The following is a 12777-nucleotide window of genomic DNA, read 5'->3' as shown; positions in this document are numbered from 1 at the left end:
CGCCGGGTTGCGCCGCTCCCGCCATGAAGACCCGACTCGCTCTCGCCCAGATCAACGTCACCGTCGGCGATTTCGCCGGCAACGTCGCGCGGATCGTCGCGGCCGCACGCGCCGCGCACAACGATGGTGCGCAACTGATGGTCGCACCCGAACTCGCGCTGTCCGGCTATCCACCCGAAGACCTGCTGCTGCGGCCCGCGTTCTACGCGGCGGCGGCGGCCGCGCTCGATGCGCTCGCCGACGCGCTGAAGGCGTTCGACGGGCTCGCGGTGCTGGTCGGCCATCCGTTGCGTGGTCCGGGCAGCGGTCCGGGCAGCGGGGCGGGCGACGATGCGCGCGCGTCAGCCGTCGATGGTAATGCAAACCGCCCGATCGAGCGCGGCGTGCCGCCTACCGACACCTTCAACGCGGTATCGCTGATCGTCGGCGGCGAGATCGTCGGCACCTACCGCAAGCAGGACCTGCCGAACGCCGAGGTGTTCGACGAGAAACGCTATTTCGCGACCGACACCGAGCCGCTCGTGTTCGAGCTGAACGGCGTGAAATACGGCGTGATCATCTGCGAGGACGCGTGGCATGCGTCGGCCGCGCAGATCGCGAAGGCGGCCGGCGCGCAGGTGCTGCTGATCCCGAACGGCTCGCCGTATCACCTGAACAAGGAAGCGGTGCGCATCGACATCCTGCGCGCGCGGATTCGCGAGACCGGCTTGCCGATGGTGTACGTGAACCTCGTCGGTGGCCAGGACGAACTCGTGTTCGACGGCGGGTCGTTCGTGCTCGACGGCGACGGCGCGCTCGTCGCGAAGATGCCGCAGTTCGACGAAGGGCACGCGATCGTCGAATTCGACGGCGCGCGGCCGCTGCCCGGCGCGATCGCGCCCGAACTGTCGACCGACGCGCAGGTGTACCGCGCGCTCGTGACCGGCGTGCGCGACTACATCGGCAAGAACGGTTTTCCCGGCGTGCTGATCGGGCTGTCGGGCGGCGTCGATTCGGCGCTGGTACTGGCCGTCGCATGCGACGCGCTCGGGCCCGAGCGCGTGCGCGCGGTGATGATGCCGTCGCGCTTCACGGCCGACATCTCGACCACCGACGCGGCGGAGATGGCGCGGCGCGTCGGCGTGCGCTACGACGAGATCGCGATCGCGCCGATGTTCGATGCGTTCCGCGCCGCGCTCGCGGGCGAATTCGCGGGCCGCGCGGAAGACGCGACGGAGGAGAACATCCAGGCGCGTATCCGCGGCACGCTGCTGATGGCGCTGTCGAACAAGTTCGGCTCGATCGTGCTGACGACCGGCAACAAGAGCGAGATGGCGGTTGGCTATTGCACGTTGTACGGCGACATGGCCGGCGGTTTCGCGGTGATCAAGGACATCGCGAAGACGCTCGTGTACCGGCTGTGCCGCTATCGCAACGCAACGACCGACTACGCGCTGCGCGACGTGATTCCCGAGCGAATCCTGACGCGCGCGCCGTCGGCCGAGCTGCGCGAGAACCAGACCGACCAGGACAGCCTGCCGCCATACGACGTGCTCGACGCGATCATGCGGATGTACATGGAAGAAGACCGGCCGCTCGCCGAGATCGTCGCGGCCGGCTATGCGCAGGCCGACGTCGAGCGCGTGACGCGGCTCATCAAGATCAACGAATACAAGCGCCGCCAGGCGCCGATCGGCATCCGCGTCACGCATCGCGCATTCGGGCGCGACTGGCGCTACCCGATCACGTCACGCTTCACCGAACGGCTCGATTGAGCGGTGCTGGGCCGGAGGCGGCCCGCCGGCTTACAATCGGGAACGCGATTTTTCATCCAAACGAGCATTGAGGGACAACCATCATGAAACGCATCACCGCCATCATCAAGCCGTTCAAGCTGGACGAAGTCCGCGAAGCGCTCGCCGAAGTGGGGCTCACGGGCCTGACCGTGACGGAAGTGAAGGGCTTCGGCCGCCAGAAGGGTCATACCGAGCTGTATCGCGGCGCGGAATACGTCGTCGATTTCCTGCCGAAGATGAAGATCGAGGTGGTCGTCGCGGAAGCGCAGGTCGATCAGGTGATCGACGCGGTGATCGGTGCGGCGCGCACCGGCAAGATCGGCGACGGCAAGATCTTCGTGTCGGACGTCGAGCGCGTGATCCGCATCCGTACCGGCGAAGAGAACGAAGCGGCCGTCTGAGCGCCGTGTCCGCTCGATTCGGTCAAGCGCGACCGAATCGACCGATCGGGCCACGGGTCGTACGAACCCGACGCCCAAGAAAAAACGGTGCGGATACCCGGTTGGGTACCGCACCGATACGCGCCTCTCGCAGCAGCGTGGAAAGTGTTGTCGAATCGTTCTTTGACGGCGCCTGATCAGAACAGGTGCTGGATGCCGGCGTAGACGCCGGTCTGGCTGCCGCCCTGATGCGGGTTGCCCGTCGAGACGGCCGTACCGGCGCCGTTCGCGTTCAGGCCGAAGTTGGCCGACGAGCTGTTGCGCACCGTCGCGACCTGCAGGTCGAACAGCGTGCGCTTCGAGATGTTGTACGAGCCGCCGACCGTGTAGATGTTCGCGTTGCCGCCACCGTGGTTCGCGTTCACGTGATACACGGCCGCGATCAGCGCCGCTGCCGGCGTGGCCTGCCACGTCACGCCGCCCCACACCTGTTGCGTACCCGTCACGCCGGCGTTCACTGCCGGGCCACCGCTGCCGTCGGCGCGCGATGCCTGGTAGGCCGCCTGAACCTTGAACTGGCCGAGGAACACGTTCACGCCCGCGAAGTATTCACGCGAGTAGTTGAACACGTCCGAGAAGCGGCCATTGCTGTCGCGCGTTTCGTCGTAAATGCCGCGCAACTGGAACAGCGAGTTCGTGTAGGTAACCTGACCGCCCATTGCACGGCCCGGTTGGCCGGCCGTCGTGTTGCCGTTGAAGCTGGTCGAGTTCGAGAACGAGAACTGGCCGTAGAAGTCGAGGCCGTAGAGCGACGGCGACTGGTACGACACGTTGTTGCTGGTCTTGTTCCAGTTGCGGCCGCGCACCAGCGAGGCCGTCGACCAGGCCGACTGGCCGAACGGGTCGAAGTCCCACACGCCGTTGGCGATCGCGAGTTCGCGACCCAACAGCAGCGTACCGTAGCGGTCGTTGGAGATACCGACGGTCGCGAAACGATCCCAGATCGAGCCGCTGAAGCCGCCCGTCATCGTGTTGAACGCGCCTTCGAGGTGGAACAGGATCTTGTTGCCGCCGCCGATGTCCTCGCTACCCTTCAAGCCCCACAGGCTCGTGCCCCAGTCGCCGCTTTCCGCGCGCACTTGGTGGCCGTTTTGCAGGCCGTTCATGTACTCGATGCCTGCATCCAGGCGGCCATACAGCGTGACGCTGCTCTGCGCGTGCGCCGTCACCACCCCAGCAGCCATCAGCGCGGCCGCGACCAAAGCTTTCTTCATCATCTCCTCCATACCCTGTCAAAAAGTCAACCCAGACTGCACGAGATGCCCGGAGCACGAGCGCCGGGCAAAAGCGGGATAACCAGGGAGACCTCGTGCAGGGCCGGTAAGCGCGGCACGCGGGCAAGCAGACGGAAAACCGTTGAGCGGTCCCGCGCAGCCGGGTCGGCCTGCGGGGTCTCCTTGTTGTGTCGTGAAGCTAAACTACATTTCACGAACTTCGTTTTGCTACTTTGGTTACTAATTTAGCAAAAATACAATTTTGTGGCGACGGAAATCGTTGTTTGACTAACCGCTGTCGCCAAATTGCCATGCAACACGGTGCGCAACAGGTGCCCCTAGGGTTCCTGATTACCGGAAAACCCTTGTCCCGCAAGGGAGACATGGATTCCGCGGGTATGGGTCAAGGATTGCCACTATTGACGTCGCCGGGGCGCCGGCGTAAGCGTGAAAGTCGCGAAATTGGTAAGTATTTCGTAATGATTCGGGCGATTGCCGACAGCGCCGATCGACGCCTGAAACCCCCGTCCCGCAACGCGCCGCGCTTAGCCTGGGCTCGGCCGTGCGGCGAGCAACTGGGCGCGAATCCAGCGATGCGCATCGGTGCGCGCATGCTTCGCGTGCGAGTAGACCTTCACCGTGTAGCGCGGGATCTCGAACGGCGCGGGGAAGATGCGGATCGGCGCCGCATGCCGCAGCGCCTGCGCGGCGCGGTTCGGCACCGTCATCAGGAGTGCCGACTCCGCGATCACGAACGGCGCGGCCAGCACGGTCGGCAACTGCACGGCCACCTGCCGCGCGAGACCGAGCCGGTCGAGCACGTAGTCGACGACACCGCGCGATTCGTTCCATGGCGTGACGACCACGTGGCGGGCCGCCAGGTACTGGTCGAGCGTCAGCCGCCGCCGGATGTCCGGATGCGCGGCGCTCGCGATCACGACGTAGTCGTCGGAGAACCAGTCGAAATCCTCGATGCCCGGCGCATCGGCCGCCGATTCCTCGTGGTAGCCGAGCGCGAAGTCGATGCGGCCGGCCGCGAGCGCGTCGACGGAAATCTTGCGGTCCGAATGGACGACGCGGACCCGCAGGTGCGGCGCCACGTGCTGGATGCGGGCGAGGAACGCCGGCAGCACCGCGAACGCCGTGTAGTCGGTCGCGGCGAACACGAACGTGCGGTCGCTTTGCGCGGGATCGAAGCGGCGCGCGCGGGCGAGCCCTTTCGACATCGCGTCGAGCGCGTCGCCGGCCCAGGTGGCGATGTCGTCGGCGCGCACGGTCGGCTGCATCTCGTTGCCGAGGCGCACGAACAGCGCATCGCCGATCGTGTCGCGCAGCCGGGCGAGCGCGTGGCTCAACGCCGACGGGCTCAACGCGAGTTCGTGCGCGGCCGCCGCGACAGATCGATGGCGATACAGCGCGTCGAATACGAGCAGCAGGTTCAGGTCGAGGCGGCGCAGATCGGGATGCATCACGTTCAGGTCTGGATGAAGAAACTGCACTTCCTGCAGGCATCGCGTGAACGTAGCATGACGGTTCGAACGGCGCCAGCGCGGGGGCGCGGCGCCGTTTTCCCGTTGTTTTTCGCTTCACATCCGGGCCGGAGGAGGGCTCAACCCGTGCAAATCGATATTCGTTCCGCCACCGTCGCCGACGTGCCGCTGATCCTGCGCTTCATCACCGAACTGGCCGTCTACGAGAAGGCGGAGCACGAAGTCGTCGCGACGCCCGAATCGCTCGAACGCAGCCTGTTCGGCGAAGGCTCGCCGGCGCGTGCGCTGATGTGCGAGGTCGACGGCGAGCCGGCCGGCTTCGCCGTGTATTTCTTCTCTTATTCGACGTGGCTCGCGCGGCAGGGGCTGTATCTGGAGGATCTGTACGTGTCGCCGCGTTTTCGCGGCGCCGGCGCGGGGCTGCGGCTGCTGAAGGCGCTCGCGCGGATCGCGGTCGACTCGGGCTGCGGGCGTTTCGAATGGAGCGTGCTCGACTGGAACGAGCCGGCGATCCGCTTCTACGAAAGCGTCGGTGCGGCGCCGCAGAGCGAATGGGTGCGTTACCGGCTGGCGGGCGACGAACTGCGCGCGTTCGCCGACGGCGCGCCGGTGAGCACCGCGTAAACGCAAAACGGGCGCCGCGCGGCGACCCGCGGGGCGCCCGTTCGGGCGTGGCGCGTGGCGGGCGTTACTTGAGGCTGCCCGACAGGAACGCGCGCAGGCGGTCGCTCTTCGGGTTCGCGAGCACCTCGGACGGCACGCCTTGTTCCTCGACGCGCCCCTGGTGCAGGAACATCACGTGATTCGACACGTTGCGCGCGAAGCCCATCTCGTGCGTGACGACGATCATCGTACGGCCTTCCTCGGCGAGCTTCTGCATCACCTTCAGCACTTCGCCCACCAGCTCCGGGTCGAGCGCGGAGGTCGGCTCGTCGAACAGCATCACGTCCGGATGCATCGCGAGCGCCCGCGCGATCGCCACGCGCTGCTGCTGGCCGCCCGACAGATGCGACGGATATTGCTTCTCGACGCGCGGCGCGAGGCCGACCTTCTCGAGATACTCGCGCGCACGGTCCTCGGCTTCCTTCTTCGGGATGCCGAGCACGTTCACCGGCGCTTCCATCACGTTCTCGATCACGTTCATGTGCGACCAGAGATTGAAGTGCTGGAACACCATCGACAGCTTGGTGCGCACGCGCTGCAACTGCTTCGAATCGGCCGCGCGCAGCGCGCCCGTCTTGTCGAGCGCGGTGCGCACTTCCTCGCCGTCGACGAAGATGCGGCCCGCGTTCGGCTGCTCGAGGAAGTTGATACAGCGCAGCATCGTGCTCTTGCCGGAACCGGACGAGCCGATCACGCTGATCACGTCGCCCGAGTTCGCCCTCAGCGACACGCCTTTGAGCACCTCGTTGTCGCCGTACCGCTTGTGGATATCGTCGACGAAAAGCTTCTGGGTCTGGGAGTTCATCAATAGTCCTGCGAAAACTTACTTGCCTTGCGGGCGCAGATACGCGAGCCAGCGACGCTCGGCCTGGCGGAACAGCCACACGAGCGTGAACGAGATCATGAGGTAGAGCAGGGCGGCGATGCCGAACGCGTGGAACGACATGTAGGTCGCCGAGTTCACGTCGCGCGCGATCTTCAGGATGTCGGGCACGGTCGCGGTGAAGGCCACCGTCGTCGCGTGCAGCATCAGGATCACTTCGTTGCTGTACAGCGGCAGCGCGCGGCGCAGCGCCGACGGCAGGATCACGCGGCGATACATCGTGAACGGCGACATCCCGTACGCGCGCGCGGCTTCGATCTCGCCGTACGACGTCGCCTTGATCGCGCCCGCGAAGATTTCGGTGGTGTACGCGCAGGTGTTCAGCGTGAACGCGAGCAGCGTGCAGTGCATCCCGTCGCGGAAGAACGCATCGAGCATCGGCGTGCCGCGCACGGCCTGCAGGCTGTAGAGGCCCGTATAGCAGAGCAGCAGCTGCACGTAGAGCGGCGTGCCGCGGAACACGTACGTGTACAGCCATACCGCGCCCGACAGCCACTTCTTCTTCGACACGCGCGCGACGGCGAGCGGCACCGACAGGCAGAAGCCGAGGCCGATCGACACGACCAGCAGCCACAGCGTGATCGCGACACCGGTGATGCGATAGCCGTCGGTGTAGAGATAGTTGCGCCAGTATTCTTGGATGAGTTCGATCATAGGTCAGCCTTGCGGACACCGGTCGAGTAGCGCTTTTCGAGCCACATCAGCACGAAGTTCGAGATCGTCGTGATGGCGAGGTAGACCGCTCCCGCGATCAGCGTGAAGAAGAAGAACCGCAGCGTGCCCTTGCCGGCGTCCTGCGACGCCTTCACGACGTCGGCCAGGCCGATGATCGACACGAGCGCGGTCGACTTCACGAGCACCTGCCAGTTGTTGCCGATGCCCGGCAGCGCGAAGCGCATCATCTGCGGGAACATGATCCGCGTGAACACCTGCCAGTTCGTCATCCCGTAGGCGCTGCCGGCCTCGAGCTGGCCGCGCGGCACCGACAGGAACGCGCCGCGGAACGTCTCGGTGAAGTACGCGCCGTAGATGAAGCCGAGCACGAGCACGCCGGCGAGGAACGGGTCGATGTCGATCTGGTCCCAGCCGAGCGCGTCGGTCGCCATGTTCAGCCAGATCTGCAGGCTGTAGAACAGCAGCAGCATCAGCACGAGATCGGGTACGCCGCGGATCAGCGTCGTGTAGATGGTGCCGACGCCGTTCGTCACGCGGTTGCGCGACAGCTTCGCGCCGGCGCCGAGCAGCCCCAGCAGGAACGACAGCGCAAGCGAAAGCACCGCCAGTTTGACGGTTTGCCAGGTGCCGGCGAGGATCAGCGGGCCGTAGCCTTGTAGAAACATATGTGGTCCCTGGTGTGGTCCCTGACGGTGCACGTCGTGCGCCGCGAAAGACGCGCCCGCCAAGCTGCGCGGAACGCCCCGTGCGTATCATGACCGTCCGCCCCGGCAACGGTGCCGGGCGAGCCCGTCGCGCGAACGGCGGGCAAGGGGGCGGGCGGCGCGTGGTTGACTGCCTGTACTGCCCGGACGCGGGGCCGCCCCCGCATCCGCTGCTGCTTGTCGGCGTTCAGCGGGCCGGCGCCGAGTAGACGCTGAACGAGAAGTACTTGTGCGACAGCCGGTCGTACGTACCGTCCTTGTGCATGTCGGCCAGCGCCTGGTTGATCCTCAGCTTCAGGTCGGTATCTTCCTTGCGCAGGCCGATCGCGGTGCCGTCGCCGATCGTCTTCGGATCCTTCACTTCCGGCCCGGCGAACGCGAAGCCCTTGCCGCGCGGCGTGCGCAGGAAGCCGTAGTCGGCCTGCAGTTCATCCTGCAGCGTCGCGTCGAGGCGGCCCGTGCCGAGATCGGCATAGACCTGGTCCTGGTTCTGGTAAGGAACGATCGTCACGCCCTGCGGTTCCCAGTACGCCTTCGCGTAGGTTTCCTGCGTGGAACCCTGCTCGACGCCGACGCGCTTGCCCTTGAGCGACGCGACCGTCGGCAGCAGCGGCGAGCCGGTTTTCGCGATCATCCGCGCGGGCGCGTCGTACACCTTGTCGGAGAAGTCGATCTGCTCGCGACGCTTGTCCGTCACGGTCAGCGACGACACGATGACGTCGTACTTCTTCGCCTTCAGCGCCGGGATGATCCCGTCGAGATCCTGCGCCACCCACACGCACTTCACGTTGATCCGCTTGCAGATTTCCTTGGTGAGATCGACGTCGAAACCGACGATCTCGCCGCTCGGTGCGGTCGACTCGAACGGCGGGTAGCTGGCATCGACGCCGATCCGCACGGTCTTCCACTCCTTCGCGAAGGCGCTGCCCGCCACGAGGGCGAGGGCGGCGCACAGGGCGGCCTTCTTCATTTCCATCCTTCTGTTGCTGACTTTCCGGGGGCGCTCGCGGCCGGTCGAACCGGGCGCCGCGGCGTATTCTAGACGGCCAAAAATCGCCGATCGGCGCTCTGGCGTTGGCGACCGCCGGAAGGGCGAACGCCAAAAGGGCGGTATTTTACCCGAACGCGATACCCGGAAAACGGCAATCCGGCGCGGTCGACCGATTCCTCGATTCGGCTGTTGCGGCAATCGAGGTATTCGCAACGAATATTTCGGCAATTGGGTGTGCAGGTGCAACGATGCGGTGCGCGGGCGGCGGATTGTGGCGCTGCCGGCCGCCCCTTACAGTGGCGGTAAACCCGAACAGAACATCTGCGCCCCGAGCGTCCGCCCCAATGTTCCAGATCCTGCGCGCCGAAGACCGCTGCCGCACGCACCACGGCTGGCTCGAATCGAGCCACAGCTTTTCGTCCGTCTGTCGCGACGGGCATGCGCCGGTGCGTCCGCCCGTCGGCGCGCTGTGCGTGCTGAGCGAGGACCGGATCGCGCCGACGCGCGGTTTCGGGATGCAGCCGCGCCGCGACGTCGAAATCCTCACCTACGTGCTGGATGGCGAGCTCGCGCACCGCGACAGCCTCGGCTGCGGTGCGATCGTCCGGACCGGCGGCATTCAGCGGATGAGCGCCGGCACGGGGCTCGTGCACAGCGAAACCAACGCGTCGCGCGACCGGCCGCTGCATCTGCTGCAGATCTGGCTGCAGCCGGCCGAACGGGGCGGGCGGCCCGGCTACGAGGCACGGCGTTTCGCCGATGACGAGAAGCGCGGCCGGCTGAGGCTCGTCGCGGCGCCCGACGGCGGCGACGGCGCGCTGTCGGTGCGGGCCGACGCCCGCATCTTCGCGGCGCTGATCGACGGCGACGAGACGGCGGCGTTCGACGTGCCGGCCGGGCGCAGCATCTACGTGCACGTCGTGCGCGGCGAGGTCGAGGTCAACGGCCGCGCGCTGACCGCCGGCGACGGCGCGCGGATCGGCGGCGTGGACGCGGTGGCGTTCGCGCGTGGCCGCACGGCCGAGGTGCTGCTGTTCGACGTCGCCTGAAACGAAAAAGGGGACGCAGGCCGGTGCCTGCGTCCCCTTCGATGCCGCTGCGGGAGCGGCCCGCCGGCTTACTGCGCTGGCGCCGACGCACCCTTCGCGGCCGCGCGATGCTGCTCCCAGCGCTCCTTCATCTTCTCGTGGCGCTGCTCCATCTTCGCGAACTGCTGCTTGAGCGCCGTGCTGACCATCGTCTTCTGCTGGTCGTTCAGCCCGTTGTAGAACGTGAGCCACGCGGCGGACGTCTGCTCGCGCAGTTGCGCGTTCTGCGCCTCCGCCTGCTGGCGTGCCGAGTGCATCGCGCTCAGGTCGAGGATCGGCTGGTTCTGCTGCGCCTTGAACTGCTCGCGCATCTGCTCGTGGCTCTTGCGCATCGCGTCACGGTTCTGCTTCATCGTGTTGACGGCTGCCTGCCATTGCTGTTCCTGCGACGCGTTGAGCTTCAGCTGGTCGTGCAGTTTCATGATCGCGCCGAACGGGCCGCCTTCGTGCCCGCCGTGCATCTGGTGCATGCCGGGGCCGCCCGGCGGCGGCACGTCGGTGGGTTGCGCGGCATGCGCGGTGCCGAATGCGAGAGCGAGCACGGCGGCGGCCGCGATGGCCACGCGGGAAGTCTTCTTATACATTTCAGAAACTCCTTGTATCCAAAGGGTCCGGCGATGCGGTGCCGGGAAAGTCGGGTACCGCATCCGGTAAGACGCAGGTTAGCGATGCAGGCCCCGGCGGGTGTTACGCGGGGTGGCGGCCCGGTTACCGCGCATTACAGTTCCCTTGCGCGGTAACCCGCAGTAACCCTTTCGCCCCTTTGTTTCGTTCTTCGACTCCGCCCTCGCGCGGTAAACTTCGAGCCATGACTACCCAGATCCTCATCGTCGACGACGACCAAGAACTCCGAGACCTGCTGCGCGACTATCTCGTGCGCCAGGGGATGGAAGTGTCCGTGCTGCACGACGCGGCGACGCTCGAGAAGCGCCTCGAGCGCGAGCGGCCCGACCTGATCGTGCTGGACCTGATGATGCCGGGCGTGGACGGCCTGACCGCGCTGCGCCAGTTGCGCGCGGCCGGCGACGACATCCCCGTGATCATGCTGACCGCGCGGGCGGACGACGTCGACCGCATCGTCGGGCTTGAGCTCGGCGCGGACGACTACCTCGGCAAGCCGTTCAATCCGCGCGAGCTGCTCGCGCGCGTGCAGGCCGTGCTGCGCCGCCGCCGCGCAACGCCGTCGGCGGCCGCGCCCGAGCAGCGCGAGCCGTTCGCGTTCGGCCGCTTCCTGCTCGACTTCCAGGCGCGCACGCTGTCGGTCGACGGCAAGCCGGCCACGCTGTCGAGCAGCGAATTCGCGCTGCTGAAGATCTTCGTGAACCACGCGCTGCGCACGCTCACGCGCGAGCGGCTGCTCGAGCTGCTGCACGGGCCCGAGTACGACGGCACCGACCGCGGCATCGACGTCCAGGTGTGGCGCCTGCGCCGCATCCTCGAAACGGATCCGTCGACGCCGCGCTTCATCCAGACGGTCCGCGGGCGCGGCTACGTGTTCGTGCCCGACGGCGAGGCCCATGCGCAAACCCATTGATTCACTGTTCGGGCGGCTGGCGCTGCTCGTCGTCGGTGTCCTGCTCCTGTCGCACTTCGCGTGGTTCTTCGCGATGCGGCTCGAGCGCAACCAGATGCAGACGCGTTATGCGGTCGAGGAAGCCGCGTTCCTCGTCGACGCGGTGCGCCAGCACATCGAGCGTACGCCCGACCAGCCGTTGCCGTCGCGCGTGCGGCTCGTGTCGCCCGACAGTGCCGACGTGCCGAAGAGCGGCGATTCGGGGCTGCCGCCGCCGCTGAAGCGGTTCCGCGACGACGTGAGCGAGCGCATGCCGCCCGGCACGCAGGTCGAGATCGGCACGCCCGGCCATCCGCCGGTGCTGTGGGTGAAGGAGCCGACCGACCGCAACTGGATCGTGGTGCCCGTGCAGCCGCTGCGGCCGCCGCGCTCGCTCGACCGGATGCTGCTGTGGCTCGGCACGATCTTCTCGGCCGGCGTGATCGCCGCGCTGTTCGCGGCCTGGCAGTTGCAGCAGCCGCTGCGCTCGCTCGCGCGCGCGGTCGCGCGTTTCGGCCGCGGGCAGCCGGTGCCGCCGCTGCGCGAGCGCGGCCCGCGCGAGCTGCGCCAGCTCACGCACGGCTTCAACCAGATGGTGGAGCAGGTGTCGCAGGCCGAGAGCGATCGCGCGGTGATGCTGGCCGGCGTCGCGCACGACCTGCGCACGCCGCTCGCCCGGATGCGCCTGCGGGCCGAAATGATGGACGACGCACGGCTGCGCGACGGCGTCGTGCGCGACGTCGACTCGATGTCGCACATCGTCGACCAGTTCCTGGTGTTTGCGCACGGCGGGGCCGACCGCAGCGAGCCGGTGCCGGTCGACCAGGCGTGCGAGCGGATCGCGCGCAGCTATCGTGCGGTCGCGCCGAATGCGCCGACGGTCCAGACGCGGCTGGAGGCCGATCCCGGCTTCCGGCTGCCGACGGCGACGCTCGACCGGATCCTGTCGAACCTGCTGGACAACGCGCATGCGTACGGTGCGCCGCCCGTATTCGTCGAGACGGCGCGCACGCCGGCCGGCTACGTGCTGTCGGTCAGCGACAGCGGCGGCGGCATCGCGCCGCGCGACCTCGCGGCCGCCACGCGGCCGTTCGTGCGGCTCGATCCCGCGCGCGGCGGGAACGGCCACAGCGGGCTCGGGCTCGCGATCGTCGAGCGGCTCGTGCTCAGGCTGGGGGGCGCGTGCGACATCGGCAATCGCCCCGAGGGCGGCCTGCGGGTATCGATGACGTTCCCGTTCGACGCCGTGCCGAAGGACGAACCCCACGCGCAGGCCGCATGAGCGGTCGCGGCGCCTGCCCG

General features: G+C 67.3%; 13 protein-coding genes. 6 read left to right on the top strand and 7 right to left on the bottom strand.

Annotated elements, in window-relative coordinates:
* Nucleotides 1-23: 23 nt before the first annotated feature.
* Both SY91_RS15220 and SY91_RS15215 read left to right on the top strand, forming a co-directional pair.
* Nucleotides 24-1754: an NAD+ synthase gene (locus SY91_RS15220; protein ID WP_185920974.1), complete on the top strand. Its 1731-nt coding sequence runs from the start codon at nucleotides 24-26 to the stop codon at nucleotides 1752-1754.
* An 83-nt stretch (nucleotides 1755-1837) separates the two neighbouring features.
* A complete protein-coding gene (locus SY91_RS15215; protein WP_006398637.1) occupies nucleotides 1838-2176 on the top strand; it encodes a P-II family nitrogen regulator in 339 nt (112 codons plus the stop codon).
* Between the two features lie 176 nt (nucleotides 2177-2352).
* On the opposite strand, the gene SY91_RS15210 is transcribed toward SY91_RS15215, so the two are convergent.
* Both SY91_RS15210 and SY91_RS15205 read right to left on the bottom strand, forming a co-directional pair.
* Nucleotides 2353-3432, bottom strand: a complete 1080-nt coding sequence (locus SY91_RS15210; RefSeq protein ID WP_027813490.1) for a porin — start codon at nucleotides 3430-3432, stop codon at nucleotides 2353-2355.
* A gap of 542 nt (nucleotides 3433-3974) precedes the next feature.
* Nucleotides 3975-4901, bottom strand: a complete 927-nt coding sequence (locus SY91_RS15205) for a LysR family transcriptional regulator (RefSeq protein ID WP_185920973.1) — start codon at nucleotides 4899-4901, stop codon at nucleotides 3975-3977.
* Nucleotides 4902-5045: 144 nt separating this feature from the next.
* On the opposite strand from SY91_RS15205, the gene SY91_RS15200 reads away from it, so the two are divergent.
* Nucleotides 5046-5543: a GNAT family N-acetyltransferase gene (locus SY91_RS15200; protein ID WP_006478135.1), complete on the top strand. Its 498-nt coding sequence runs from the start codon at nucleotides 5046-5048 to the stop codon at nucleotides 5541-5543.
* Between the two features lie 64 nt (nucleotides 5544-5607).
* Here the strand turns inward: SY91_RS15200 and SY91_RS15195 are convergent, their stop codons facing one another.
* From SY91_RS15195 to SY91_RS15180, 4 genes are all read right to left on the bottom strand, one after another.
* Nucleotides 5608-6387 (bottom strand): ABC transporter ATP-binding protein, encoded by a 780-nt coding sequence (locus SY91_RS15195; RefSeq protein WP_185920972.1) that lies wholly within the window; start codon nucleotides 6385-6387, stop codon nucleotides 5608-5610.
* An 18-nt stretch (nucleotides 6388-6405) separates the two neighbouring features.
* Entirely contained in the window at nucleotides 6406-7119 is a 714-nt protein-coding gene (locus tag SY91_RS15190; protein WP_185920971.1) for an ABC transporter permease, read from the bottom strand.
* On the bottom strand, nucleotides 7116-7805 hold the full coding sequence (locus SY91_RS15185) for an ABC transporter permease (RefSeq protein ID WP_034201477.1): 690 nt from the start codon (nucleotides 7803-7805) through the stop codon (nucleotides 7116-7118). The genes SY91_RS15190 and SY91_RS15185 overlap by 4 nt, the downstream gene beginning before the upstream one ends.
* A 226-nt stretch (nucleotides 7806-8031) precedes the next feature.
* Complete coding sequence (locus SY91_RS15180) at nucleotides 8032-8814, bottom strand: ABC transporter substrate-binding protein (protein ID WP_011545930.1); 783 nt, start codon at nucleotides 8812-8814, stop codon at nucleotides 8032-8034.
* A 365-nt stretch (nucleotides 8815-9179) separates the two neighbouring features.
* Here SY91_RS15180 and SY91_RS15175 point away from each other — a divergent pair, with 365 nt between their 5' ends.
* Nucleotides 9180-9884 (top strand): pirin family protein, encoded by a 705-nt coding sequence (locus SY91_RS15175; protein ID WP_124477703.1) that lies wholly within the window; start codon nucleotides 9180-9182, stop codon nucleotides 9882-9884.
* A gap of 68 nt (nucleotides 9885-9952) precedes the next feature.
* Here the strand turns inward: SY91_RS15175 and SY91_RS15170 are convergent, their stop codons facing one another.
* Nucleotides 9953-10507, bottom strand: coding sequence for a periplasmic heavy metal sensor (locus SY91_RS15170; RefSeq protein ID WP_034174454.1), 555 nt, complete (start codon nucleotides 10505-10507; stop codon nucleotides 9953-9955).
* Between the two features lie 224 nt (nucleotides 10508-10731).
* Here SY91_RS15170 and SY91_RS15165 point away from each other — a divergent pair, with 224 nt between their 5' ends.
* Both SY91_RS15165 and SY91_RS15160 read left to right on the top strand, forming a co-directional pair.
* Nucleotides 10732-11457, top strand: a complete 726-nt coding sequence (locus SY91_RS15165) for a response regulator (protein WP_006493394.1) — start codon at nucleotides 10732-10734, stop codon at nucleotides 11455-11457.
* On the top strand, nucleotides 11441-12757 hold the full coding sequence (locus SY91_RS15160) for an ATP-binding protein (protein ID WP_011694353.1): 1317 nt from the start codon (nucleotides 11441-11443) through the stop codon (nucleotides 12755-12757). Before SY91_RS15165 ends, SY91_RS15160 begins: the two co-directional genes overlap by 17 nt.
* Nucleotides 12758-12777: the final 20 nt, after the last annotated feature.

This window comes from Burkholderia cenocepacia (assembly GCF_014211915.1).
In the GTDB taxonomy this organism is placed as follows: Bacteria; Pseudomonadota; Gammaproteobacteria; order Burkholderiales; family Burkholderiaceae; genus Burkholderia; species Burkholderia orbicola.
The sequence above is the reverse complement of the archived record's forward strand: the minus strand, read 5'-3'. Positions and strand labels throughout refer to the sequence as shown.